The organism is Leptospira biflexa serovar Patoc strain 'Patoc 1 (Paris)' (assembly GCF_000017685.1).
Classification (GTDB): Bacteria; Spirochaetota; Leptospiria; order Leptospirales; family Leptospiraceae; genus Leptospira_A; species Leptospira_A biflexa.
Genome location: NC_010602.1, coordinates 903,191 through 928,799 on the forward strand (window position 1 = coordinate 903,191; position 25,609 = coordinate 928,799).

General features: G+C 39.3%; 22 protein-coding genes and 2 rRNA genes. 15 read left to right on the forward strand and 9 right to left on the reverse strand.

Annotation, left to right across the window (positions count from 1 at the left end):
• Window positions 1-55: 55 nt before the first annotated feature.
• The 4 genes from LEPBI_RS04325 to LEPBI_RS04340 form a co-directional block, all read right to left on the reverse strand.
• A complete protein-coding gene (locus LEPBI_RS04325; RefSeq protein ID WP_012387892.1) occupies window positions 56-352 on the reverse strand; it encodes a hypothetical protein in 297 nt (98 codons plus the stop codon).
• 25 nt (window positions 353-377) lie between these two features.
• Window positions 378-2,000: an apolipoprotein N-acyltransferase gene (gene lnt / locus LEPBI_RS04330; RefSeq protein ID WP_012476169.1), complete on the reverse strand. Its 1,623-nt coding sequence runs from the start codon at window positions 1,998-2,000 to the stop codon at window positions 378-380.
• On the reverse strand, window positions 1,969-3,018 hold the full coding sequence (locus tag LEPBI_RS04335; protein WP_012387894.1) for a lipase chaperone family protein: 1,050 nt from the start codon (window positions 3,016-3,018) through the stop codon (window positions 1,969-1,971). Before LEPBI_RS04335 ends, lnt begins: the two co-directional genes overlap by 32 nt.
• Before the next feature lie 95 nt (window positions 3,019-3,113).
• Window positions 3,114-4,043: an esterase/lipase family protein gene (locus tag LEPBI_RS04340; protein ID WP_012387895.1), complete on the reverse strand. Its 930-nt coding sequence runs from the start codon at window positions 4,041-4,043 to the stop codon at window positions 3,114-3,116.
• Window positions 4,044-4,220: 177 nt separating this feature from the next.
• Here LEPBI_RS04340 and LEPBI_RS04345 point away from each other — a divergent pair, with 177 nt between their 5' ends.
• Complete coding sequence (locus LEPBI_RS04345; protein ID WP_012387896.1) at window positions 4,221-4,922, forward strand: TetR/AcrR family transcriptional regulator; 702 nt, start codon at window positions 4,221-4,223, stop codon at window positions 4,920-4,922.
• Window positions 4,923-4,961: 39 nt separating this feature from the next.
• Window positions 4,962-6,638 carry a TPM domain-containing protein gene (locus LEPBI_RS04350; RefSeq protein WP_226992930.1) on the forward strand — a complete coding sequence of 559 codons (1,677 nt, stop codon included), beginning with the start codon at window positions 4,962-4,964 and terminating at the stop codon, window positions 6,636-6,638.
• Between the two features lie 159 nt (window positions 6,639-6,797).
• Here LEPBI_RS04350 and LEPBI_RS19110 read toward each other — a convergent pair whose 3' ends face one another.
• Both LEPBI_RS19110 and LEPBI_RS04360 read right to left on the reverse strand, forming a co-directional pair.
• On the reverse strand, window positions 6,798-7,271 hold the full coding sequence (locus LEPBI_RS19110) for a GNAT family N-acetyltransferase (protein WP_012387898.1): 474 nt from the start codon (window positions 7,269-7,271) through the stop codon (window positions 6,798-6,800).
• Window positions 7,272-8,672 carry a glycine--tRNA ligase gene (locus LEPBI_RS04360; protein ID WP_012476170.1) on the reverse strand — a complete coding sequence of 467 codons (1,401 nt, stop codon included), beginning with the start codon at window positions 8,670-8,672 and terminating at the stop codon, window positions 7,272-7,274.
• A 63-nt stretch (window positions 8,673-8,735) separates the two neighbouring features.
• Between LEPBI_RS04360 and LEPBI_RS04365 the strand changes: the two genes are divergently transcribed.
• Together LEPBI_RS04365 and LEPBI_RS04370 are read left to right on the forward strand one after the other, a co-directional pair.
• Window positions 8,736-10,544 carry an energy transducer TonB family protein gene (locus LEPBI_RS04365; RefSeq protein ID WP_012476171.1) on the forward strand — a complete coding sequence of 603 codons (1,809 nt, stop codon included), beginning with the start codon at window positions 8,736-8,738 and terminating at the stop codon, window positions 10,542-10,544.
• Window positions 10,541-11,305 (forward strand): PrsW family glutamic-type intramembrane protease, encoded by a 765-nt coding sequence (locus LEPBI_RS04370; RefSeq protein WP_012387901.1) that lies wholly within the window; start codon window positions 10,541-10,543, stop codon window positions 11,303-11,305. Before LEPBI_RS04365 ends, LEPBI_RS04370 begins: the two co-directional genes overlap by 4 nt.
• Window positions 11,306-11,487: 182 nt before the next feature.
• On the opposite strand, the gene LEPBI_RS04375 is transcribed toward LEPBI_RS04370, so the two are convergent.
• On the reverse strand, window positions 11,488-11,952 hold the full coding sequence (locus LEPBI_RS04375; RefSeq protein WP_012387902.1) for a GyrI-like domain-containing protein: 465 nt from the start codon (window positions 11,950-11,952) through the stop codon (window positions 11,488-11,490).
• A gap of 91 nt (window positions 11,953-12,043) precedes the next feature.
• Between LEPBI_RS04375 and rrf (LEPBI_RS04380) the strand changes: the two genes are divergently transcribed.
• Window positions 12,044-12,160 (forward strand): 5S ribosomal RNA (gene rrf / locus LEPBI_RS04380).
• Between the two features lie 645 nt (window positions 12,161-12,805).
• Here rrf (LEPBI_RS04380) and LEPBI_RS04385 read toward each other — a convergent pair.
• Window positions 12,806-13,288, reverse strand: a complete 483-nt coding sequence (locus LEPBI_RS04385; protein WP_012387903.1) for a VOC family protein — start codon at window positions 13,286-13,288, stop codon at window positions 12,806-12,808.
• The gene (locus tag LEPBI_RS04390; RefSeq protein WP_012476172.1) at window positions 13,281-13,922 is read right to left on the reverse strand and encodes a TetR/AcrR family transcriptional regulator; all 642 of its coding nucleotides are present in this window, start codon (window positions 13,920-13,922) and stop codon (window positions 13,281-13,283) included. The genes LEPBI_RS04385 and LEPBI_RS04390 overlap by 8 nt, the downstream gene beginning before the upstream one ends.
• 186 nt (window positions 13,923-14,108) lie before the next feature.
• On the opposite strand from LEPBI_RS04390, the gene LEPBI_RS04395 reads away from it, so the two are divergent.
• The 10 genes from LEPBI_RS04395 (at window position 14,109) to LEPBI_RS04440 (ending at window position 25,598) form a co-directional block, all read left to right on the forward strand.
• The gene (locus LEPBI_RS04395) at window positions 14,109-15,629 is read left to right on the forward strand and encodes a phytoene desaturase family protein (RefSeq protein ID WP_041769961.1); all 1,521 of its coding nucleotides are present in this window, start codon (window positions 14,109-14,111) and stop codon (window positions 15,627-15,629) included.
• A gap of 67 nt (window positions 15,630-15,696) precedes the next feature.
• Entirely contained in the window at window positions 15,697-16,881 is a 1,185-nt protein-coding gene (locus tag LEPBI_RS04400; RefSeq protein ID WP_012387906.1) for an FAD-binding oxidoreductase, read from the forward strand.
• A 395-nt stretch (window positions 16,882-17,276) separates the two neighbouring features.
• Complete coding sequence (locus LEPBI_RS04405; RefSeq protein ID WP_012387907.1) at window positions 17,277-18,110, forward strand: hypothetical protein; 834 nt, start codon at window positions 17,277-17,279, stop codon at window positions 18,108-18,110.
• A gap of 127 nt (window positions 18,111-18,237) precedes the next feature.
• Window positions 18,238-19,185, forward strand: coding sequence for a hypothetical protein (locus LEPBI_RS04410; protein WP_012387908.1), 948 nt, complete (start codon window positions 18,238-18,240; stop codon window positions 19,183-19,185).
• 56 nt (window positions 19,186-19,241) lie between these two features.
• Window positions 19,242-19,358 (forward strand): 5S ribosomal RNA (gene rrf, locus LEPBI_RS04415).
• Window positions 19,359-19,649: 291 nt separating this feature from the next.
• Window positions 19,650-21,617: a PAS domain-containing hybrid sensor histidine kinase/response regulator gene (locus tag LEPBI_RS04420; protein WP_012387910.1), complete on the forward strand. Its 1,968-nt coding sequence runs from the start codon at window positions 19,650-19,652 to the stop codon at window positions 21,615-21,617.
• 38 nt (window positions 21,618-21,655) lie between these two features.
• Complete coding sequence (locus LEPBI_RS04425) at window positions 21,656-22,903, forward strand: NRAMP family divalent metal transporter (RefSeq protein WP_041769656.1); 1,248 nt, start codon at window positions 21,656-21,658, stop codon at window positions 22,901-22,903.
• A 10-nt stretch (window positions 22,904-22,913) separates the two neighbouring features.
• On the forward strand, window positions 22,914-24,287 hold the full coding sequence (locus tag LEPBI_RS04430; RefSeq protein ID WP_012387912.1) for a Na+/H+ antiporter NhaC family protein: 1,374 nt from the start codon (window positions 22,914-22,916) through the stop codon (window positions 24,285-24,287).
• 93 nt (window positions 24,288-24,380) lie between these two features.
• Window positions 24,381-25,193 (forward strand): DNA-directed RNA polymerase sigma-70 factor, encoded by an 813-nt coding sequence (locus LEPBI_RS04435; RefSeq protein WP_041769658.1) that lies wholly within the window; start codon window positions 24,381-24,383, stop codon window positions 25,191-25,193.
• A 63-nt stretch (window positions 25,194-25,256) separates the two neighbouring features.
• A complete protein-coding gene (locus LEPBI_RS04440; protein ID WP_002989181.1) occupies window positions 25,257-25,598 on the forward strand; it encodes an STAS domain-containing protein in 342 nt (113 codons plus the stop codon).
• The last annotated feature ends 11 nt before the right edge of the window (window positions 25,599-25,609 follow it).

Genomic DNA, 25,609 nt, shown 5'->3' on the forward strand with positions numbered 1-25,609 from the left:
GTCTTTTTTTTTGATTCAAATGTTCACTGTTATGAACAAGTTGAAACGACTTGGATTACTTTTTTTCGCCAGCAGTGAGTTCAGGATCAGTGACTTTGATTTTACTCTTAAAATCCCATTTGCGAAAGGGAGAGACAGCATCCAATCTTTCTTGGGTGACAAAGAAGAGTCGCTCGCCGTATTTCACAAGTCCACCTTTGTAGTAGGCATACTTGGTTTTGTGGTCAACCATTCCCACTTCCACAACCTTATTCCAATCTTCGCAAGTCTTTAGTGATGGTACCTTTCTCAGATACAACTCCTTAATCGAGTTTTCTTTGACTGCATCGCGAAGTATTTTTTCCCATTCCATATTCGAATAGCCTTTCTATCCTATGCTAAATTTCAATTTCATTTTTCTTTTTATGAGAGTCGAAAGCCTTTGGACTCATGAAAAATACAAAAAATAAGCTCAAAACAGCCAATAATCTCCAAGGATATGGTCCAAACTTTAAATAAGGGGTTTCTCGCTCTTTGGCAACAGTGAGGACATCCAAATATCCGATGGCTTTTTGAAAGATAGGAAGTTCCCCCATCATCTCCCGCCCCCATGGATCATAAGCCGTGGTCATCCCTGAAACGGCAGCTCGGATGTAAGGTCTCCCTGTTTCAATGGCTCGTAACCTTCCAGCTCCTGCATGTTGTTTGGTTTCCGTATGGCTTTCAAACCATGAGTCGTTTGTAAGATTGATGAGAAGCTCTGATGGGGAATGGAGTACCATCTCTCGGACAAAGTCTGGGTACAAAACTTCATAACAGATAAGAGGAGTGAACTCTATGGATTCTCCGGATTTGGTTTGGATCGATTGGGAATCAAATTTTAGATTTGGGTTATGATGGCTTACCTCTTGGAAAAGAGTCCTTAAAAAAGGAAATACAGTTTCAAAGGGAAGATACTCACCAAAAGGCAAAAGAATATGTTTGTATCGCCTTTCTGTTTTTAATGTAACAGGCGATAACTGGCTAAACGAATTTCTGGAACCATCATCCCAAACAAGTTCGTTAAAAAGTAAGGGTGCATTCGAAAGAGAAACCAATTTTTCTGTGATATCCACAAAACTTTTACTATAAGTGGAACTCGGATGAGACGAAGGCAAAGTTCCTAAAAATGGAATCGATGATTCAGGTAAGAGGATGGCATCGATTGGTTTAGGGGCATTTCGTATGGCTTCTTCCCCTAGATTGTAAACTTCTTGGATGGTTTTTGTCATAAACACAAAATCTTCTCGGATTTCATTTTTCGCATATGGTGTGTTTGGCTGTAGCAAAACAAGGTGGATGTTCTTTTCTTGTGGGATCGATTCTGCTAAAAAGTATAAGTTCGTACAAAAAATAAAAAAGATGGGAACCAGGTATGGAAAGGACCTTTTCCATTCGTATTCTTTTTTGATTACCATTAAATACATTAAGGCCACAGAAATGACAGAGACAAAGCCCAACACTTCGGTCCCAAGTCGTGCGATTTGGCGCCAAAGGAGTTGGTTCCGAAAGAGATCACCCCAATAGACAGGAAATACCATCGGACAAATCGCATCCGATAATAGGAAAAGAGATGGGAAACAAAATAGAAAAAATTTTGTATCAGAGACAAATCGGTATTTGGTGACGAGATGAGATCCAATGAATACGATTCCAATTTTATAAAATGATAAAAATCCATAGATCAAAAAGAGTAATGCCGAAAAAAAGTATCCATGACCCGTGATGTTTGCGATGGCTTTTCCCATCCAATAAAAGGATGTGCAAGTCACTAAAAAGGAAAATAGAACTGTATAAAGGAGAGCACTCCTTAGTTGTCCTTCGTTTCTGATTTCTTTTGTAATGAGTAAAAGGAAAAATAAACAGAAAAACCCAGCGGTGGCAAAACCGAAGGGTTCGAGGGACAATGCAAAACAAATTGCAGAAAGAATTAGATATACATACGGTGAATCAATTCCCGGAATTTTTAAGTGTTTTTTCATATTCCAATCGTCGAGTGTATTCTTCCGCCAGTTCCTTACTTCCTAAAGTTTTAATTCGTAATTCCATTAATTTTTTTTCTTTTTCCGATTCGGAAAGATTTGGGTTATTTTTCAGTAAGTTCTTTTCTTCCACCTCAAGCTTTGAGATTGTTTCTTCTTCTTCTTTGATTTCTCTCAAAACTTTTTCCATACGTTCATTGCCATCTTTACCAAAATAACGAATCCGAACTTCTCTTTCTTTGGAATCACGTTCTGTACCCGATAGTTTGGATAGTTCCGCTTGGCGAAGGTCCATCTCTGTCTCAAATTTATCATACTGTGGTTCCCGGCTGGCAACAGCATTGTAATAGGGACCAAAGGATTTTTTGCGATAATCTTCATACAATCGAATCCGTTCTTCTGCCTTTAGATGTTTGGTTTCATCCAAAAAATTCTTTCGGTTGAAACTGAAATCCGCAGTGGCTTCTTCTAATCCAAAGATGAGTTCTGCATCTTCCTTTGAAAAATATTTCCTTCGGAGTTGTTTGATTTGTTCATACCTTTCTGCGTTGGTATAAGACTTAGAACTTGGGTCCAGTTGCACCATGGCTTCTTCATATTTTAAATAATTGGTAAGTAGGTTCAAAAGTTTTTTAGCATCCTCACCGGAATACTGATTTTGAATAAAGGCTTTGATGTATTCATGGCATTGTTCCCTTGTACTTCCTTCGGGACATTGCCTACGTAAATTCCAAAGTTCAGAAATTAAATTGAGTTCACCTGACTTTGCTTTGGCGAGGATATCATCAAAACGTAAAAATTGTCCGTCAGGTGAAAAAATGGATTTTGCAGATTCTAAATAAAAAGGATCGACCGAAAACCCATCACTTTGTGTTCGAAAAAACGATTCTGCTTTGTCATTGGGATTTTCTTCTTCGGCGGAACCGAATTCATTGGATTTTGTGAATTGATAGATCACAAATAAAAAAATTAAGGCGATGAGACCGATACTGAATGGGCGAAAATATTTTGCATTCATGGAGATTGTAGTGTAGTGAACGATGAAAAATTATTTCTGGATACAAAAAAACCCAAGCAATTGCTTGGGTTTTCTAAAAAAACTTCAGAATTGGATTATTGGTTCGCTTTCATGTTGGAAGCCATCTTCATATAAAATCCTTCCACATCATACCAGAAACTTCCAGAACGAAGTGTGTTCGATACTTGTAAGTGGTCCACACCCGTAGTTAAAATTCCATACGATGGGCCACCTTTCCAAGTTCCCCATTTTTGGGAAGAAAGCGGAACGAGACCATCATTGGTAGCACCTTGCCCTTGGAACAGTCCACCAGCCGCACAAGCAGGGTGTAAAATTCCCATAAGAGGGTGTTGGATCAAATCAGGAAGAGTGATGTAAGATCCATACGAGTAATACTTCACTCCGGAACGGTTAGGAGTGTATGCATTGAAGGAAGATAAACCTTCTTTCGTGAGCGAAGAAAGGGCAGCAAGTGCATTTTGTTGGTTGGTTCCACCATACACGATCTTTACAAGTGTTTCCACAATGCTTGCCACAAATGGTTGGATCCATCCGGGAAGGACCGTTTTGATGATGTCAGCAATCGGAGATCCGTAGTGAGGAGTGTTGAGTGTTGTGAGGGTTGCCACTCGGGTGGAGAGACCAAGGTTAGAGACCATATATCGGCTATCGAGTCCGCCTTGCGAGTGACCAAGGATATGGAATTTTCCAGAGTAGTTTGTTGCAGCCGCATACGTTAAGACGGCTGCTTTTAATTCCTGAGCGCGGACTTCATTGGAGTTGGCGGCAGTTTTTGCAGGTGCATAGACAGTTGCTCCTTGGCTTCTTAGGTAGTCGTCAGTGCCACCCCAATAATTGACAATGCTAATGATTCCGCCAGAATTTTCACCCCATCCAAATAAGCCGTGGGATAAAATGATCGGGTAGGTTCCCGCAAGTGGTTTAGAAGAAGAGCCAGAACTCGCAAGTATGGGGGACGCCATCATGGCAGTCACAAATAAGGCCAAAAAACTTTTTCGAATCATATATATTTCACCTCTGAATTTTCTAAGATAAAATTGTGTCAATTTGACTTATATGAGGCAAGGAAATTTTTTTATGACAAATAAAAAAATGGCAAAAATATGTCATAATTGAACATGTTCAAATTAATCATTAGAATGAAAACCCTTCCAATTTCTATGATGGAAAGAGATAAGTGAATGCCTCAAACACTCAGAAGCCAAACCAATCCAAAGGGATTGAAACGAATTCCCAAACGGGAAGAAACCAAACAAAAGATTTACCGAACCGCATTGGTACTTTTCCAAAGGGATGGGTATGAAGTCACAACCATGCGCAGGATTGCAAAAGAAGCCAAGGTTTCTCTTGGGCTTACTTATTATCATTTTCAATCGAAAGAAGATTTAGTGTTAGAGTTTTATAAAGGTTCGCAAAAAGAATTGAAGAGACTTTGTGAATCGTATTTCAAAACCACAAAAGATTTTAAGACACGCTATAAATTTATCATCACAACCCAATTGGATCTTTTTTTTAGTCATAAAAAGTTTTTGCAAGTGCTTGCAAGACATGCTGGGGATCCAAATGATCCGTTATCTCCATTTAGTATAGAGAGCGAAGGTTTACGAGAAGAGGCAGTGGGCATCATCCGACAAGCAATGGCCACTTCGAATTCCAAACTACGCGAAGACTTAAGTAAAGTTTTACCGGATCTCTTATGGATGCAACAGATGGGAATTTTGTTTTATTGGTTAACGGATGCTTCAAAATCATTCCAAAATACAAAACTAATGATCCATGATTCATTGGACCTAACCTTTAAACTCATCAAACTTTCCAATTTTCCCTTATTCAAAAACGTAATGGGTCCCATCTTTCGAATGGTGAGGTTAGTAAAAACATAATAAGACCTCAAATCCAAGAGAAAACTCTACTTGCCAAAAATGAAAACTTGGTTATTGTTTTGCCCTATGCGTTTGGATCTGAAAACTTATTTTCAATGTCTTGCTACCTTCCTTTTGATTTTGACTCTTTTTGTGACAGAAGTCCAATCAAAGGAAATAAAAGTTCTAACAACACCCATCACCGATGAGGTTGGAATCTTCAGTGCCGATCAAATCACAAACTTACAATCCATAATAACAAACATAGAACAGAAAACAGGTGCACAAGTATTTCTGTACATCATTCCAAGTTTGGAAGGGGAAAACTTAGAATCCTACTCCTTACAAGTCGCTGAAACCTCAAAGATTGGCCAGAAAGGAAAAGACAATGGAGTCCTCGTATTATTGTCGGTAGGAGACAGAAAGGTTCGGATTGAAGTGGGGTATGGGTTAGAAGAAACTCTAACGGACGTTTTGTGTAATCGGATCATCCGCAATATCATGATCCCTGAATTCAAAAAAGGAGACCTCCCGGGTGGGATTTTGCTCGGGTATACGGCCATTGAATCCATCCTACTTGGCGCGGCCGATACCAATCCCAATTTGCAAACAGATTATCCAGACGGGATTGGATTTTCCTTCTCCCATGAGAATACTGTGAAAAACATTGGGATCGCCATTGGTGTCATCGTTGTGGCTGTGATTGGTTTTTTCCTTATGACCGACAGGAAACAATACAAACGAAACATTTGGTTAGAAGGTTTGTATGGCGGTGCCGTTTTTTTGGCTCTTTTGTATTTTTTACCCGATGCCGTATTTTATTTTTTCTGTTTTGGGATCGTTGCTTTAAATTTGTATTTGTTATACGGACTTTGGGATTGGTATTCGTATCCACTTGCCATCCTTTCCCTTCTTTTTTGGATTCCTTTTTTGCAATTTAGTTTTCATACAGAATGGATTGTCCTCTTTTGGGTGATAGGGATCATCGGTTTGATTATGCTAGTCATTAAACTATCGTTAGATGAAAATTTACAGGAAGCTTTTAGATCCTTCGCCAAAAAATTTGGGTTAACTGCGAGTGAACTTTTTTTTCATGGAGTAGCCTTTCTCAGTCTATCATTTGCCGTGGTTTCCATAATCAATGGGGAAAAACTATTTTTCATCTTTTACTACCAGGGTTTACTTCTTTTTACCATTTATGGTTTTTCGATTTCCGTGTTTATGAAACATGCCCGCTGGTATGGGATTGGGTTTTTGGTTTGGTTTACTCTTGTCGCTTGTATCTTTTTCTTTTGGCCCATCTCAGAAGAAACATCCATTCCCATGGATTACAATACTCTCTTCATTAGTTTTCAGTGGTTTTTCTGTTTGGTGTTAGGGTTTGTTTTGGCAAAAACCATCCAAGTGAAGACTTGGAAAACTAGGTCCCTGAAGTATGGATTGATCTCTCTTGTTTGGACCTTCGGATTTTCAATTGAGGGAATATTAGGTTATACGGATACTTCTGCCTTTTCCATTTCCACATTTGTTTTTTCGTATTTTGTCTTACTTTTACTGCATTTCTTTTATGTGATGTGGGAAGAAGGTGATAGCGGATCCTATTCGTCATACTCTTCGGGTTCTAGTTCCTCTTCTAGTTACAGAAGTTCTTCGAGTTCCTACAGTTCGAGCTCAAGTTCTAGTTCTGGTGGCGGCGGAGGAAGTTTTGGAGGAGGAGGTAGTTCTGGTAGTTGGTAAGGATTCGACTTAATGTTTCCGCATGTTTTTGTCCGTTGACGCGTATTTTTTTCGTGTTAAGTCCCTTTCGGCATTGCCAACGGAAGGATATTTTGTTTCGTTCGTGATCCATTGGCTTCGGGAAGAGGCAATGGGCAATGGATATAAATTCTGTTTGTTTTAAGTTCCATTCACTCGTTTGCGATAACGGATGTAAAACGGTTCAAAACTAGACTTGTTCCAAAACTGTATGGCTTCTTCGTTTTTTAAGATAGCACGTAGTTCAATGGCGGGAATTTTTTTCTCGAAACACCAAAGGTCCACGTCCTTTAAAAGTTCTGACATATAACCTTTTTTCTTTTTACCAAGTTTGGTTACAGCAAGGTCAATGAAGAGACTCCTTTCTTCTTCCAAGTGAGGTTTTTCTTCGACCCTACCAATCAGAAGGGATACAAGTTCCTCTTCCACAAAATAGCCACGCATGTATACTTTTCCCGTGCCAATCAGCTTGAAGTAAATATCTGTAAACTTGGTTGCGGCCCGTGGGCGAATCCGAAACAAACCATCTAACTCAAGTTCGTTTACCTTTCGGAAAAACTGATTCACGAGTTCGATGGTTTGGTTTCTGTCAGATTCTAGTAGATCGCGGACCAACTAAACCATTCTTTGGATGAGATACGATTTGAGATCGGCCACAGCAATCCTTTCTTGTTTCATCGAATCCCTTTCTCGGATAGTGACTGTTCCGTCACTCATCGTGTCGTAATCGACTGTGATACAGAAAGGCGTTCCAATTTCGTCATGACGACGGTACCGTTTTCCAATGGCACCACTATCATCATAATCTACATACCAATGGTTACGAAGGTCGGTATAAATTTCTTTGGCTTTGGCATCGAGCCCGTCTTTTTTCATGAGAGGAAAAATGGCGACTTTCATGGGACTCACACGTTTGCCAAACCGAAGGACAGTACGAATGTCGTCTTTTTCTAATTTTTCTTCTTCGTAAGCGTCACATAACACTGCAAGGAAAAGTCTATTAAGACCAAGAGCAGGTTCAACAACATAGGGCAGGTACTTTTTCTTTTGGTCTAGGTCATGGTACTTCAAATCTTCCGAAGAAAATGTTTCGTGTTGGGTGAGGTCATAATCAGTCCTTGAAGCAACACCCCAAAGTTCACCCCAACCAAACGGGTATTTGTATTCGATGTCACTTGTGGAATCACTATAAAACGAAAGTTCTTCTTTTTCGTGTTCACGCACTCGTAGGTTTTCTTTTTTTAAACCCACCACATTCACAAGCCAATCCATGCAGTAGTCCACCCAATACTTAAACCATTCTTTTTGAGTGCCTGGTTCACAGAAAAATTCCATCTCCATTTGTTCGAACTCACGGGTTCGAAAGATAAACTGGCGTGCCATGATTTCGTTCCGAAATGACTTTCCAATCTGTGCAATTCCGAATGGTACTTTTTTCCGCGCAATTTGGGTTACGTTTTTAAAATTGATGAAGATCCCTTGGGCAGTTTCCGGACGAAGGTAAATGTCAGTGGCTCCTTCTTCGGAGGCACCATGTGATGTTTTGAACATCAAATTGAACTGGCGTGCATCCGTAAAACTTCCCACTGTTCCGCAAGTGGGGCAAGCATAGGCTTTGTCACGGATGGTATTTGTGAGTTCTTCCAAAGTTTTCCCTGTTGCTGCTCCTTCCCCTTCCTTATCTTCTAAAAACTTATCCACGCGCACTCGTGTTTTGCATTTTTTACAATCCATAAGTGGATCGTTGAAGTTGGAAATGTGGCCAGATGCTTCCCAAACACGTGGGTGGAGGAGAATGGAAGAATCAAGTCCCAAAACATCATCCCTACGGTGGACAAAGTATTCCCACCAAAGTCGTTTTAAATTGTTCAAAACTTCAATTCCGTTCGGACCATAGTCAAATGTATTGGAGAGGCCTCCGTAAATTTCGGATCCTGGGAAAACAAAGCCTCTTCGTTTGGAGACTGCGACTATGGGTTTGAGCGACTGTTCTTCTTTCTCTTTCGGCTGTGCCATATCCGCCAAATTTTTTGTTTTCCATGAAAATTCAAAGTATTTTCCTTGAGATAAGACTAAAGAATGGATTCGGCAAACTCTCAATACCTCTCTCCCTGGGCAAAAAAATCCTTAACGTTTTTCCTTTGGCTCTCACCCCTTTTCAGTTTGGGGCCTTTTTTCGCATTTGGAATCCTCTTTGCGTTTCCTAAAGAATTTCGATTACGCCTACGGGCCATATCCGTCATTGCGATTTATGTTTTGAATTGGATCCTCTTTTATCCGGTGGAACTTTTGCACAGATCCAGTATGGAATGGGAAGGCACGATTAATTCCTTCCTTGCAAAAGATGGCACTCCGTTCCGTATGAAGTTAGGATTTTTTCTTTTTTGTTTTTTCTGCCTTTTGGCAAATTACATCCACAGCATTCGAAGGAATCGAAAACGGGAATTGGTTCGAGAGGCCCGTATCCAAAATGATTTTCCAGGTTCAGGTCTTCGAACGGAAATGCGAATCAGGGATACAAAGTTCGATACCATTCTGCTTGTCCTTATTCTTGCTCTCATCATTCAATTTTTCTTTTTGTACATCACAGAAAACCTAAACCCTCAAAAAAATCTTTCACCTCTTGCTCCACTTTATGATGTTCACCAGTTTGTTTTCAATTATTCGATTTCAATTTGTATTTTACTATTTAGCTTCAATCGAAATAAAATCCCATCATTGATGGCAAGACCTTATTTGCGTTATATGGAAGGGATTCGGATCCGCGAAGCTTGGAAAAAGGCAGTCAAAACAGAAGGTAAATTTCCACTTCGATTGGAACTCATAGTCAAAGAGAAGGCAAAGTTCCGAGATCAAATTTTACCTGGGTTTGGACATATTTACGTTTATGAATATTGGCGTGGGTTTCCCATTTTATTTTTAACACTTTTGTTGTACTTATTTTCTGCGGTTTGGGTGTTTTCCTATATCAGTCCGATTTTTGGAATCCAGTTTTTGGCAGGGTTTGGATTAAAACCAGGGATTCCTGATAAAGATTTTTTTATTTCATCGCAAAACGTGGCTTATGCGGTTTTTTCTGTGGCAGCACTGATTGGATTGTATTTTTATTCTGCAACCATCTTAGAGAAGTCCTTTAGTTTAGAAAACCTGGGAATCAAAAAAGATAAAGACGGCGAAAGTGAACCTTTCTTCAAACCGGGCCTTCGAAAAGGGTTTCGGAATGTATTGCCACTCTCTCTTCTATTTCATTTGGTTTTACTTTGCCTTGTTTTTTTAATCCCCATTAGTATCCAACGTGGCAAAAAAAAGGAACAATCAGCACAAAAGAATGACCATTTCCGACCAGAAAAAATGGAATTTTATTTCATCGATCCCAATGTCCCCGACGATACCCAAGGTTTGAATGGGGGAGTGATCACAGGGAATGAAACGGAAAACAAAGAGAAGGGTGAAAAAATCTCCAATGAAAAGGTCGCTGACAATGGACCTGTCAAAGGATACATCAAAAAAATCCGAGGGAAAAAAGTTCCACCCACGTATTCGAATTATATCTCCGCAAAAATGCGGATCCCTGAAAGTTATATGGATTATTGGGCCAAAGCCCCTCATCCCTATTCGAGTGTTGTTGCTTATACCATCACCCAAGATGGAGATGTGATTGATGTGGAACTCGTGGAAGCCTCTGATTATCCCGACCAAGATTTAAGAACCTTACAGCTGGTAGAGAGTTTGGGTCCACTCATGCCACCGCCAGGAACTAAGAATGACATACGGGTCACGGAACTATTTTGGAACGGTCCCATCGATCCTGAGTTTGTCCCCACACCTTTACAAAAAGAAATGATCAACTTATTTGACGGCCGTTATATGGAAGAGTTACCTGAATGAAAGAAATTGGATTCTACGATTATCTGATAGGTGCTGCAACAGTGCTTCCATGGGCCATTGTGATTTGGAAAGCTTACAAACCTAAAAAAGGATGGCAGGAAGTATTTGGAATCATATTGGCTCTCGTATTTGGATGGTTGTCGACGGATTTAATTTTACGACTTCATCCCATCTTCTGGCCTGAGGCAGATTTTTCTCCCAAAAAAAAGGTGAGCTTACTCACACAAACCGCCCATATGGCTTTTATCCAAGCAGGGATCACGGAAGAGACGTTTAAAATATTTTTCATCATGATTTTATCGTTTGTATTCGGTTATGATCGTAAAACAAAACTATTTTCACCTAATGTTGTGTTATTTGGAGCCTTCGTGGCGATGGGTTTTTCCTTTATTGAAAATACTCATTATATCTTCCGAGAACCGGAGGAAAAAAAATGGAATCTTTTCATTGCAAGAACGGTCCATTCCTCCAATATCCACTTACTTATCAACTTGTGTTTTTCGCTCTTCCTATTAAAGAGTAATTTCAAAGCAGATGACAGTTCTAAAAAAGTCACCATTCTTTTTGGGTTCGTATTGGCTGTATTGCAACATGGAGTCGTTGACTTTTTACTCATTCCTGGAGCAACCATTGGACTTTGGATTTCCACCGCTATGTTTGTCGGCATTTGGGTTTGGGTTGTGGGTGATTGGCGTGAACTAATCGTTTCCATAAAAGAAAGACCAATCAAGACAAATCAAACTTCCGAGATTACCGAATGAAATCTGATGCAAAAATTTTCATTCAGGTTCATTTGTGAATGAATGTTCGACCAGACATACTTCAAAATCCAAACGGCACAAAGGGATTTAAATTCAGGAATTGTAATCCTATTATCGAAAGGAAAAGAATCATGAAAACGCATTTTGCGAAGTGAAAAAAATAGGGGAGAATGACACGATTACTACTTTGTAGATAAAAAAACCCGAATCCCAGCTTCCGAATATTCTTCCCAATCGGTTTGAAAGGTTCTGATCTTTGGAATTTCTGGATGGTTCCAAATCTCAGCCCAGAATTTGGGTACCACTTCTTCTGGTGGACCAGGTTGGATTGCAAAATAACGTCCGTTTTGTGGTTCAATATGAATGATTTCCATACCAGATAGAGGCTTTGCATTTGGTTCCACTGCATAACCTAACAAAAAGTCATACGCTCCATTCTCATCTGATTCATAAGCAAAATAAACTCCAAACAAAGGATCAAATTTACGCAGGGATTCCATTTGTTTGGGGATATCTTGTCGATAAAACTGAGAATAAATGGCGGGGATTTTCACATCAGCATCACCAGGTGCATTCGAAGTCCTGACGCGAAGACCCATGACCGAAAATCTTTCTGTCTGTACAAGTGGTTCTGCCAATTCCGACATATTGAAATCCTCTCAGTTTCACAAAAAAACGCAATCTTTTCTTCAATATTGGTTTGACTTCCCGCATCCTCCTGTACACATGGTAATTACTCCTGGTGATTATGGAGAGAAGGCCATACCCGTTCCCATTCCGAACACGGAAGTCAAGCTTCTCATCGCCGATGGTACTATTGGGTTCGCTCAATGGGAGAGTAGGACGTTGCCGGGTTAGCACTCATAACGTAATAAAAAAAAGCCGACCGTAAGGTTGGCTTTTTTTATGTACAAAGATAAAATTACCCATTGAACGAACCCAATAGTACCAACACAATTAATTCGTTCGCGAAATGATAGACTTGCGACCCATAGGGAGCAAGGCTCGGACACTCGCCCGCGGAGCGGAGAAGCGAGTGGGGGTGGAAGTAGGACGTTGCCTCTGTTAGCACTCATAACGTATGATAGAGCGTTCACGAAAGTGAGCGCTTTTTTTGTTTTTAGAGCTCAGTGTGAGCCGGCTACCGTCCGCGACTCGCAAGTAGCGGTCGCTGCCGAAAGAAAAAGAGCAAGGTGTCTTGCTCTTTTGTTTTCCGGCATTGTTGCCGGGTAGAATTGGAATGAATAGAAAGCTAGCCGCAAGGTTGGCTTTTTTTATGTACAAAAATCAAATTACCCATTAATCGAACCCAATAGTAGCGACACAATTAATTCGTTCGCGAAATAGGTGAGGCTTTCGTAGAAGCCGAAGCCTGCTAGGATTTTTATGAAAGAAAAATAGGGTGGCGATTGAATTGGATTGAGCAAGGCTCAGGGCTCTTCGCCCGCGGAGCGGAAAAGCGAGTGGGGATTGAAGGCTGTGATTCTTAACTCATTTGTTTCATACTTTATTTTCTAAAATGTCTGTGGCAGTTTCGGTACCGATTTGCTCTGCAAGTCCAATTAGGATTCCTTCCACTCCTCGAATGTAACAGAGTCGATAAACATTTTCAAATTGAACCACTTCTCCAACAAGCTCTGCACCAAACTTTGATAAACGGGATAACAATTCATCCAAATGATCCACTCTGAACATGATACGAAGGTAACCAAGAGAGTTCACTGGAGAAGTTCTGTGGTCTGAGATTGTTTTAGGCGAATGAAATTGTGAGAGTTCGAGTCGGGTATGTCCATCAGGGGTCACCATCATGGCAATCTCTACTTCTTGGTTTTCAAGTCCTGTGACTTTACCTGCCCATTCCCCTGCTACCATCATACGTCCTTCGAGTCGAAGTCCAATTTCTTCAAAAAACAAAATTGTCCGATCCAATGATGCAACGACGATGCCAATATTGTGCATTTCTAATAAATTACTTTTAGCCATTTTTTTGTTCCCAATTGATAGTGGAACTCACAGTTGTTTGAAAAAGTTGAATTACGTCCATTCCTTTAGGGAGAATGAGATGTCCTTCAATCGCAAGGGAAGCAATTCCATGTACGGTCGCCCAGGCCCCGAGAGCTCTAGCATGTGCTAATTCTTTACGAACACGTTCACTCGCAAAGGCAGAAAACAATAGACGGAATGGGCGTTGGGAACTCATCATCATATCTTTGTTAGAAGCTGCTTGATTGGATTTTTTTTCTGAATCGATTTGGTTCATCATAAGCCGATACAGATTTGGATTTGTCATAGCAAACTGGATGTATTCCACTCCGTAATGAAAAGCTAACATTCGCCCGCGGACTTTCGGATGTTTCTGTTGCACGAGTAACATATTGTTTGCCAATTCTTCATATCCTGATCCAGCGACAGCCTGTAACAATTCCTCTTTTCCCTTAAAATGAGCATACGGTGCCATATGACTGACTCCAATTGCAGAAGCAATGGATCGCAAAGAAAGCGCATCCGTGTCTTGGTTTTGTAAAATCGTTCTCGCAGCAGTGATGAGAGCGGGACGTAGGTCTCCATGATGGTAGGAGTTCGATTCTTTGGTTCCATTTTGTTTCTTCCCGGCCATTACAACTGAGTAGACCTTAACGCGAAACTGGTAAAGCCTTTTCATCACCATGGATGCAGTGAATCGGTAAATCCCTTCCTTCTTTCAGATTTCTTTTTTTAAAGAGAGGTGGGAAAAAAATCATTGCAATCTTTACACTGTAAAGATTGGTTGGAGTGGAAAGGGAATACCTTTGGGGAGAACAGAATGTCTCATTATGATACGGTTGTCATAGGTGCTGGTAACGCAGGTTTAATGGCGGCAACTCGTTTGCAACGGGAGGGTTCTAAAACACTCTTGTTAGAACGGCATAATGTTCCTGGAGGTTGTGCTACTTCATTTGTCCGAGGGGAATTTGAATTTGAGGTTGCTCTCCACCAACTCAGCGGTGTCGGGACGGAATCGAATCCATTCATTATGCGTCGTGTTTTTGATGAACTTGGAGTATTGGATAAAATCGAACTTGTACAAGAAAAAGAACTCTATCGGATCATCATGCCAGGTAGGTTGGATGTTACCTTACCTGCCGATTGGATAGAATTACAGAATCATTTAAAAAGTCTTTTTCCTATGGAAACGGATCCAATTGAAAGGTTCTTCAAATTGAGCGAAGCCATCGTCAACGAATATTACTTTGTCCTACCTCGAGTGAAATTGTCCAATGACGAAGAAAAAATCAGAATCAAATGCCCAAATTTTTCAGCATATGGACTTCGTCCAACAACTGATGTTTTGAATGAATTTTTTTCTACAGAGGATTTAATTAATGTTATCACACCTTATTGGAGTTATGTTGGAATCCCTACAACAGATTTAGTATTCGCAGAATTTATCGGTATGATATATTTTTACTGTGTGTATAAACCTTGGCATATCAAAGGTGGGTCTCAAATGCTTTCGAGCGCTCTGCTTTCCTCATTTGAAGAAGCAGGTGGAGAAGTAAGATTTCATTGTTCTGCAGAAAAAATTCTTACAAAAGATGGAGTCGTGTCAGGGGTTCGATTGGAAACAGGAGAAACAGTTACCTGTGACGCAGTTGTATCAAATGCAAGTCCTCTCATCACTTATCATGAATTGTTAGATTTAGAAACTCTACCACCGTCTGTAGTAAAAGATTTTAAATCGAGACGAATGGGAGTATCTGCTGTTTGCCTATATTTGGGTTTAGATTGTTCTCCAGAAGAAATAGGGTTCACGTCTGCGTCTAGCTTTGTGATGACAACTTCAAATGCAGAGGTCACAGAAGATCGGATGTATACTTTGGAGGCTCCGGATTGGGGAATGGTCACTTGTTATAACTTTATAGATGAAGAACTTGCCCCAAAAGGAAAGTCCGTTGTCACTCTTGTCGCTTTACAGTACGGTGAAGCTTGGAAGGATGTTCCACCAGAAGATTACATTGCCACAAAATACGAATTTGGCGACAAATTAATTGATCTCATTGAACAAGCGTATCCAAAGATCAGAGAACATATCGAAAAGGCAGAAGTTGCCACACCAATGACGATGATGCGTTATTTGAATACTCCTGGAGGAGCAATTTATGGTTTCAAACAAACCTTACAAGATAGTTCCCTATTTCGCGAATCATTAGATGCCATCGAAGGTCTTTATTCTTCAAGCAGTTGGACAAGCATGGGTGGATTCCAACCGACTTATTTGAACGGTTATTACACCGCCCGAAAAATTATCAAACAACTGCGTCGTAAAAACAAAACTGCTGTCTAGGTCGTGTGCGACCTCAATCACAGTTGGTAGTAGTGCAAAATATTTTAAATAAGAAAGGAAATACGATATGTTAGATAACAACCAAAAATTAGAAACAAATATTTTAAACTCAGTTGTTGGATTCCATGATGCAGTTTTAAAAAAAGAAGATCTAGAGAAAAACGGTTCCGATTTTAGAGAAGGCAAAGGATTGGTCAAAGAAACGATTCGAAGTCTCCATCCAAAACGAATCCATTTGCGTGTCGAAAGTATACGCATTGATACACCTTCGACCAAAACATTGGTTATGGTTCCAGTAGATGGAAATCGATTACCGCCGTTCCAAGCAGGACAGTACATCAACTTATTTGTTACACTTGCAGGCGTTTTGACAGCAAGACCATATTCAATATCATCCTCTCCTAAAAACTTACAATCCTATGAACTAACCATCAAACGAGCAGAAGGTGGGTTTGTAAGTCCTTATCTATTAGATGACGTTAAAATTGGACAAAAATTTGAATCCACGGGGCCAATGGGTTCCTTTCATCATAATCCACTGTTTCATGGATTTGATATTGTATTTCTTGCAGGTGGTTCCGGAATTGCTCCTGCTATGAGTATGTTAAAAGCATTTTTGGCAGCGGAAAATCCCTTTCGTTTTCATATTATTTATTCCAATAGTTACGAAAATGATGTAATTTTTCTAGATGAACTTCGGAACTTATCACTTTTACATAAAAACTTCATTTTAACTGAATTCATTTCTCGTGAGGTAAGTCCTGAGTTTAAAGGATTTAAAGGTCGATTGGACATTGTCACATTGCAAACGTTATTGTCTGATGTTTCATCTAAAATGTTTTATGTCTGTGGCCCCACTCCGTTTAATGAACATTGTGCGAATCTCCTCGCTGATTTAGGTGTTAAATCTGGACGTATATTAATCGAAGGTAATGGTCCACCTCCCAAACCAGATCAATTAGATGGATGGCCAAGTGAAATTCATCCGTCCTCGGAGGTGAACGTAACAGTAGGAACCCATAAGTCATTTAAAGCAAAAGTAGGGGAGCCTCTACTTAACAGTTTAGAACGGAATGGTTATTTTACAGAAAACGCATGTCGTTCCGGAGAATGTAGCTTATGCCGTGTGAAACTAAAATCGGGAGAAGTATTCAGTCCTAAGGAAGCTAAAATTAGAAAGTCCGATCGGAAATTTGGTTGGATCCATTCTTGTGTGGCATTTCCAATCACGGATGTTGAAATTCAATTATAATTAAAAATAGAGAACCAACTAATTGAGAGTTTGGTATGAATGTTTAAAAATCTTTTCTACCAAATTCCGAAAAGGTTTTAATTGGGTTCGTGCATTGAATGGTTATTTCTATTTGTTTACCTCGAAAATAAGTGTAAAAATAACTTTCAAACGATAACGGTCGTTTTATTTTGTTCCAAACTTGTATTCAATTATGAACCAAATGACCTTCTATCGAATCTGTATCCCTTTTTTTCTTGTTTTCATCCATGATATATGCGCAAGATAATTCGCCGTCGTTTAATGAAGATCAACCCAAGGTTGAAAAACCAAGATATCGTTATTTATCAATTAACCCTGGTGTCACCATCGAAAGTGTATCACTTTCGATCCAAGGAAGAAATCGTGACGCCATGATGTTACAAGATGACCCTGGGCGAGTGTCTTGGTTATTGGATGTCAAATCACCTGAATACCAGTTTTCTAAATACTTTGGAGTGAATTTACTATTACACAATTCGAACTTTTATCTTAATCGACAATCGATCCCACGCATTTTTTCCAAATCTGCTTCTGTTGAGGCTTCTTCTTCAGAATCTGATTCTTCTAGTTCCGAAGGAGATTCGATAACACCTAAAAAAAGTAAGGTGACTGAAGATGTTGGTACAAGTGTAGAAGGATCGTATTCTATGTTAGTTCCTATTTTTTATATTGGAAATCCAGAGACCTTCCGATTGGGTTTTGGGATGGGACCTGCACAAGTTCGATTCCGCGGGAATGTTGATTTTAAAGATGCAGCATCAAATCTACTCATTGCATTCTCTGCACCTGGAAGAGATAATTTCTTAAATAATTTGCGCGCTTATCAATTTGTTTCTGGTAATATCAATCCCGATTCTGATCCGACTCTGAGTTATTTGGTCGCCAATCTATCTAGTGCGAATCATTTAGAATTAGTTGGTTATTATTTGGCTAGCCAAGGTTTGCTTAGGCCAGATGCGACAGCTTTGACTGCTTACCTTAGCGGACGTTATAATGCGATAGAATCTCTTGCCATCAGTAGTTTGATGCGGAACCAAGTGAGTGTCAATGCTGTTGCCAAGTTTGCATTTATGATGTATTTAGAGTCCCCACCATTTTTAGGTCTCAGGGCACGTTTGTCGTTTGGTGGCCCTATTGTCAAAGAAAATGGTTACACTTATGAACTACGGACATTCCATTTAGCGATGTACATGCCAATAGAATTTTAAGTTATTTATTTTTTTTCAACGAGTGAATTCATTAGGGATTTCTAGCAACAAAACGAATCTCTTTTAAAAAATTTCCTTGAGTGGTCATCATTTCATTTGTTATTGGATGAGAGAGGTAATTCAAATCATGAAACGAATATTCGTTTTTCTTTTGGTCATTTTGACTCTATTGGCCACTTCCATCCAAGCCCAAGGGAAGGTAGAAGGTAACACTTTACGCATAAAGGGTGGATTGTTTTTAGGAAGCCTGCGCACAGATTTAGAAAAAAGAAATTTTTACGGTGATATTGTTCGGACAGAATACAACCAAGAGTGGCAAAACAATGGCTCGATCAGTCTCATCAATGATTGGGGGTTTGATTATTTCCAATCGGTAAATGCAGGCATTCTATCCAATGTATTCCTTGGTCTCCACTTGAATCGGTTTGGACGCGGATATGAATGGAATTCATTTTATCCTGTAGGGCTTGGGATCAAAGAAGCTGACTATCGTTTGCTTTACTCCGATATCAATTTAGGTGTGACCCTCACTCCTACTTCCAATTTTCGAATCCTTCCAAAGTATGTATTGCGGAGTATGAGCCAAACCTTAGAAGGCACCTACTTAGGGATAGGAGGTCCAGCATACTACGGACAAGATACAAAAACCACAACAGGAACTTCTGGTTTGCTTGGTGTTGGAATTGAATTTGATCTGAACGATCGTGCCACTCTCTTTGCAGATTTTTTACTCTTTGGTCCATTCCTCTTAAACTCATCAGGATTGTATAGTTCTGAACAATTCCGAATCTCTAATGGAGGATTTTCATATAATTATGCAAACGGTGGTTATACGTTCCATTCCGAAAAGTTAAGTTTTGGTGCAAGCGTTGTGATAGTTCCGAAACTCCGATTGTTTTTAAGTTTTGAACGAGAATACATGAATGCCAAAGCAAAGAGTCCAGTTGCTTTTAGTTTCGATGGAGACAATCTTTCTTCTGTTGGAACTTTGATGGAATTTGTTTCAGCCACAGCAGACCACAGAATCGAAATTTCCGGTCTAAAATTTGGTGCTACATACGATTTAAATTTGTAACTTTTCTTTAAATTGTACTTGCGATTCCAGCCCAGCTAGGAGTAATGGTAATTACTCCTGGTGATTATGGAGAGAAGGCCATACCCGTTCCCATTCCGAACACGGAAGTCAAGCTTCTCATCGCCGATGGTACTATTGGGTTCGCTCAATGGGAGAGTAGGACGTTGCCGGGTTAGCACTCATAACGTATGATAGAGCGTTCACGAAAGTGAGCGCTTTTTTTGTTTTTAGAGCTCAGTGTGAGCCGGCTACCGTCCGCGACTCGCAAATAGCGGTCGCTGCTGAAGGAAGATCCATTTTCAGATTTCGAATGCAAGGAGTGCAGTTTGGATTCCCCAATCGATGAAGATTCATCGGATTCTTACGCAAGGTTGTAGGGAAGTTGTAGGTTTCGTTTTGAATTGAATTATTTTTTTTTGGATTCAGTTGCTATTTTTCAAAAATTCCCCCGATATTGATCTACGATGCACCAAAATATACCGAAGGAAGCATATTCATCACTCATCCTTCAATACTTTTATGATGCGGTCATCGTCATAGATTTAAAGTTTCATATCACCAGTTGGAATCTTGCTGCGGAACGCATTTACGGTTACAAAGCAGAAGAGGCTTTGGGTTCATCCACCATCGATGTTTTAAAGACTATTTTTGCAGAAGGGGAACGGGAGAAAAGTATCGCCCAGCTACAGGCATACGGAATTTGGCAAGGAGAGGTGTTCCAACATAAAAAGGACGGAACAAAATTAAAAATTCGCTCTGCTGCGAGTTTCCTAAAAGATAAAGAAGGTGCCACAATCGGTGTCATCGCCATCAACCGAGACATTACGGAAGAAAATCGGATCCAAGAAAATCTGGCTGAAAGTGAAGAAAGATTTCGAATGAGTTTTGAAAACGCTGGCATTGGTGTCTGCCTTCTTGACTTAGATGGAAAATTTTTAAGAGTGAATAAAAAAATCCAATCGATGTTAGGTTATTCAGAGGTAGAACTCATTGGAAGGCCATCCAAAGAATTTGCTTACAAAGAAGATCAAAGTATCTTCCACCAATACCGCGAATCTGCTTTAAAAGGCAAAGATGTAGATGTTGTCTATGAAAAACGATACGTTTCTAAAACCAATCAAATCCTATGGATCGAAATTTCTAATTCACTTGTAAAAGACCGAAATGGATCACCATTATACTTTGTTGTCCATTTTAATGATATTACAGATCGTAAAAATGCAGAAATTCATTTGATACAAGCAAAAAAAGAAGCTGAACGAGCAAACCAAGCAAAGTCAGACTTTGTTGCCAACATGAGTCATGAAATTCGAACTCCACTCAATGGTGTGATTGGATTTAATGAATTGTTGATGACTACCAATTTGGATTCGGACCAAAAAGAATACGTAAAAAATGCGATCAGCAGTGCACATGGTCTCCTCGGGATCATCAACGATATTTTAGATATTTCCAAAATAGAAGCCGGAAAATTAGTTTTAAACGAAACCATTTCAAATTTAAAACATATCGTAAAAGATTCGTTAGGTGTCCTTCAGTGGAGAGCGAAAGAAAAAAATATCCAATTAGATTTTGAAGTTAATCCCAAATTGCCAGAATGGATCGTTGTTGATGCGACGCGACTTAGACAAATTTTAATCAACTTACTTGGAAATGCAGTTAAGTTCACAGAGAAAGGAAGTGTGATTTTAAAAATAGATTCAGAGATTGCTGAGAATGAAAAAATTAAACTCAATTTTTCGATCAAGGATACTGGTATCGGTATTCCTGAATCTCATAAACCAAATCTATTCCAATCCTTTTGGCAAGGAGAATCAAACTCGACTCGCCGATTTGGGGGAACAGGACTGGGACTTCGGATCACCAAATCATTACTCGATCTCATGGGTGGTCAGATTGATTTTTCTTCTGAAGAAGGCAAAGGTACTGAGTTTCGATTTAGCATCGAGTGTTTGACTTTGGAAAATGCAAATCTAAGTGATGCAGAGAATGAAAATTTTCAGAAGGACATTTGGGAAAACATCAATCAATACAAACTCTTAGATGTTTCACCTAAAATTTTAATCGCAGAAGACAATTTGATGAATCGGGATCTTCTAAATCGGATGATATTGAAATACATACCAAAAGCCATTTTATTTGAAGCCAGAAATGGTGTTGAAGCAGTGCGAATGAGTCATGAACTCAAACCCCAATTGATTTTTATGGATGTCCAAATGCCTGAAATGGATGGATTGGAAGCGACAACAATCATCCGAAAAAACAAATCGAATGAACATATTCCCATCATCGCTTTAACCGCTGGTGCATTGTATGAGGAGAGGAAAAAATGTTTTGATGTGGGAATGGATCATTTTTTGACCAAACCGATCGATATTTTGGCGCTGAACCAAGTCTTATTTCACTATTTGAATGCAACTAAACTCGATTAGAGTAGCAAAATCTTTCTCCTTTCGTCATTTTGTCCAAAATGAGACGATTTCCTTTTTTAACATATCTTGGTCCTGGTCTTCTCTATGCAGGCGCTGCAGTTGGTGTTTCCCATTTGGTCCAATCCACTCGAGCTGGTGCCGTTTATGGTTATGGTTTGCTTGCCGTTGTGATTTTTGCAAACTTCATCAAGTATCCTTTTTTTGTTGTGGGTACAAAGTATACGATTGTCACAGGGAAATCATTGTTAGATGGGTATGAGTCTCTCGGACGATTGCCAATTTGGATTTTCTTTTGTATTTCTGTTGGGACAATGTGTATCATCGTTGCCACAGTGACTTTAGTCACTTCCGGTTTGTTTTCCAACTTACTCGGTTTAACAATGGAACCTTGGTTACTCTGTTCGATCATTCTTGTATTTTGTTTTTTATTATTAGCAATTGGAAAATTCCAAGCATTAGATGGTCTTATGAAATGGATTGTCGTATTACTTACCATTGCAACCATAGCTGCCATGGTTCTTTCCTTTTATGCGGGAATACCAAAACTTCCAACGGAAGGAAAAACATTTTCTATTTCAAATTTACCTGATGTTGCCTTTTTGATTGCGCTTATGGGTTGGATGCCAATCCCAATTGAAGCTGCTGTTTGGCAGTCCGATTGGACACTCGCAAAAAAAACACCTGATGGCAAACTCCCTCCAATGAAGTATGCGATGCTTGATTTTAACATTGGTTATATTGGCACTACACTTTTAGCAATTTGTTTTTTGGCCCTTGGTTCCAATATGATGTACAATACGGGAATGGAGTTTTCCTCTCAAGCAGTCGGATTTGCATCAGAGTTAGTCAAACTTTATACAACGGCAATTGGATCTTGGTCATACCCTATTATTTTGGTCGCTGCTTTTTTTACGATGTTTTCCACTACTTTAACATGTTTTGATGCATATCCAAGGGTTGTTTCCAATGCAAGTCGTCGTTTGTTTACGTCATTACAAAAGTTTTCAACTGAGAAACTCTATTGGTATTGGATTCTTTTAGTTGGGATTGGTTCCATTCTCATTTTGTTATTCTTTCGGACCAATATGAAAAGTTTAGTAGACTTTGCTACTACCGTTTCCTTCCTAAATGCACCTATTTTGGCGCTGATCCATCATTTGATATTGTTTGGTAAAGAAATACCCAAAGAAGAGAGACCAAAACCTTTGATGAACTTATTATCATGGTTTGGCATTCTATTTTTATTTGGATTTTCCATTTATTACATCAACATCACTTTCTTCTAAATCATAAAGAATGGAAAATGAGAAAAGAAACTCACTATTTTTTTCTCTCACTCCCATCATCTATTTGATTCTATCCATTGTGTTCTTTAGAACTGTTTGGATCGTTGAATATCCTCATCCCTATGCACTATGTTTGTCAGGGATGTTTTCTTTTTTGCAGAGATACAATCGGAATCTTCTATTTTTAAAATCGGCTTTGCGTAAAAATTTTTTATCAGTTCTCCCCGCAATGGAAATCCTATTTTTTGTTGGGTTACTCATTGCATCTTGGGCTTATTCTGGAATTTTATTAACGATGATGCAAATTGGAACTTCTTTCATCGAACCAAAATACTTTTTGCCATCCATCGCCATTGTATCCGCAATTGCAGCAATGGTTTCAGGGTCTTCTTGGACCACTGCTGGTACATTAGGTGTTGCCCTCATGGGAGTTTCTAAGTATTTAGGATTCCCTGATGTGATGTCAGCGGGAGCCATTGTTAGCGGTTGTTATTTTGGAGATAAACTTTCTCCGCTTTCTGATACAACCAATTTAGCCTCCAGTTTGACTCATGTCCCGATTTGGACTCACATACGTCATATGTTAAAAACAACATGTTTTAGTTTTGTTTTGGCAGTCTTTTGTTTTTATTTATTGAATTTATATACTTGGGATCCTCGCGTGCAGGAGGATATTCCTACGAGTATTGGTTTGTCAGTGTTACTTGGGAAAGGAATTGTTTATTGGAAATTGATTCCCGTTTTGATTGTCTTCGGTTCCTCTTTTTTCCATCTACCCGTTCGAGTGTCCTTTCTTTTGGGAATTGTTTCTGCATTTTTATTTCCGATCTTAGAATCTGGAATCTCGATGGAGATGGGGAAATCTCTCATTTTGGGATTCCATTCTCAATCTGGAAATCGCACATGGGATCTTTTTCTCAGCGGTGGAGGCATTGTTTCCATTTTACCAACAGAAATTTTGATTTTAACGGCAGTTTGGTTCGGTGGTGTTGTAGAAGGTTTTGGTTATTTGAATGAACTTCTCATTAAAATCAAACAATGGGCAAAAAATCAATTTGATCTACTTTTGTCGACAATGGGAGTCTCTTTTTTACTCAATTTGATGACAGCTGACCAGTATTTGTCATTAGTGATCCCTGCCCGTGCGTTTCGTACGCTTGCAGTGGAAAAAAATATCCCTGAAAAAGATGTTTCAAGGGCATTGGGAGATTCAGGAACCATCACATCGCCCCTGATTCCTTGGAATAGTTGCGGTGCATTTATGGCATCTTCATTGGGAGTTCCTGTCTTGGGTTTTTTGCCTTTTGTCTTCTTTAATTTGATCCACGTTGTTTTATCTGTTTCTGTTTTATTCTATCAAAAAATAAAATTAAAAAGTTCATAATTTAACATCTAGATTTCGTTATATTCTCATTAACGGATGTTATTAGGCAAATTGTGGTTTCCACATTTTTTTAGGTTGTTACAAACTTTTCCTATGTTGCCAAAGATATTAGATGAAAAGATATTGCCGATTATCAGCCAAGCAAGGATCTCAAATGATCTTACGTATGTAAAAGAACTTTTGCCAATTTGGATGGTAGACAGATTGGGCAAAAAAAGGAATATTACTGAGGACGAAAGTTCTGAGATGGTAGTTACCATTTTGGAAGTGTTTTCCAAAATGTGGACCTTGAGTTTGAAATACCAGCTCACACATGTTTTGGGATTTTTTGTTACGTATATATTCAACCAATATCGAAATCGATTTCGGAAAATGGAATTACCCGAATCGGGCGAATTGTACTTACAATTATGGAATTACGAATCTCCAGCCAATGAAGAAGATCCAATTCTAGAACAGGTGGGCATTTTGAAATTAAATTTGGAACAACTTCCGAGTTTTACCGCTTTAGTCCTTTCCCTTCAGTTTGACCTACCCATGAAACAAAACCTCAAACAATTACTTTTATGGAAATTAAAGGAAAACCAAATGGATCCGAATTTGTTTTTTTTAGAGTGTGAGGGGAGGCGGAACATCCAACAACAATTGGTTGAACGACTCACCTCGATGATCACACGCTACACTCGAAAATTATATGAAACGACAGATCCAAATCGCCGTCTTTGGTATGGAAAACAGAAAAAAATATGGATGCTCCGGAGGACACGGGCCCTTGATCGCAGTTTTTTTTCAGAAAGGGAAATCGCCAAATGGCTTGGCATCACAAGGAAGGCGGTTCGCAATCATTTGTCACAAGGAAAACATGAACTGCGAAAAGTCGGCAAAGATTTATTGCACTACGCATAAAAATTTGCTTTACATTCGGTAAATTCGACTGATGCTTATGGCAACACCACCTTCCGAAGGGTTATGAAAATCAAAGTTACTAGTAAAAACGACGTGCACATCATTAAAATTGAAGGTGCCATCAAAGCCGGAAATGAGTTCGAGCTATCTGAAAAGATTGAACAGTACATCAAAAAAGGCCAAGTTCCAAAATTCATTATCGATTTGAAAAAAGTTCCTTTTATCAACTCCGCTGGTCTTGGAACATTTTTGAACATCTACAAACATATAGATGGTCTGAACGGTCGACTTGTATTTGCGAATTTAAATTCCGATATCGAAAACCTAATGGAAATTACAAAACTTTCCAGCGTGTTTGAGATATACAAAACTCTGGAAGAGGCTGAAGACTCCTTCGAATACTAATCCATAGAGGC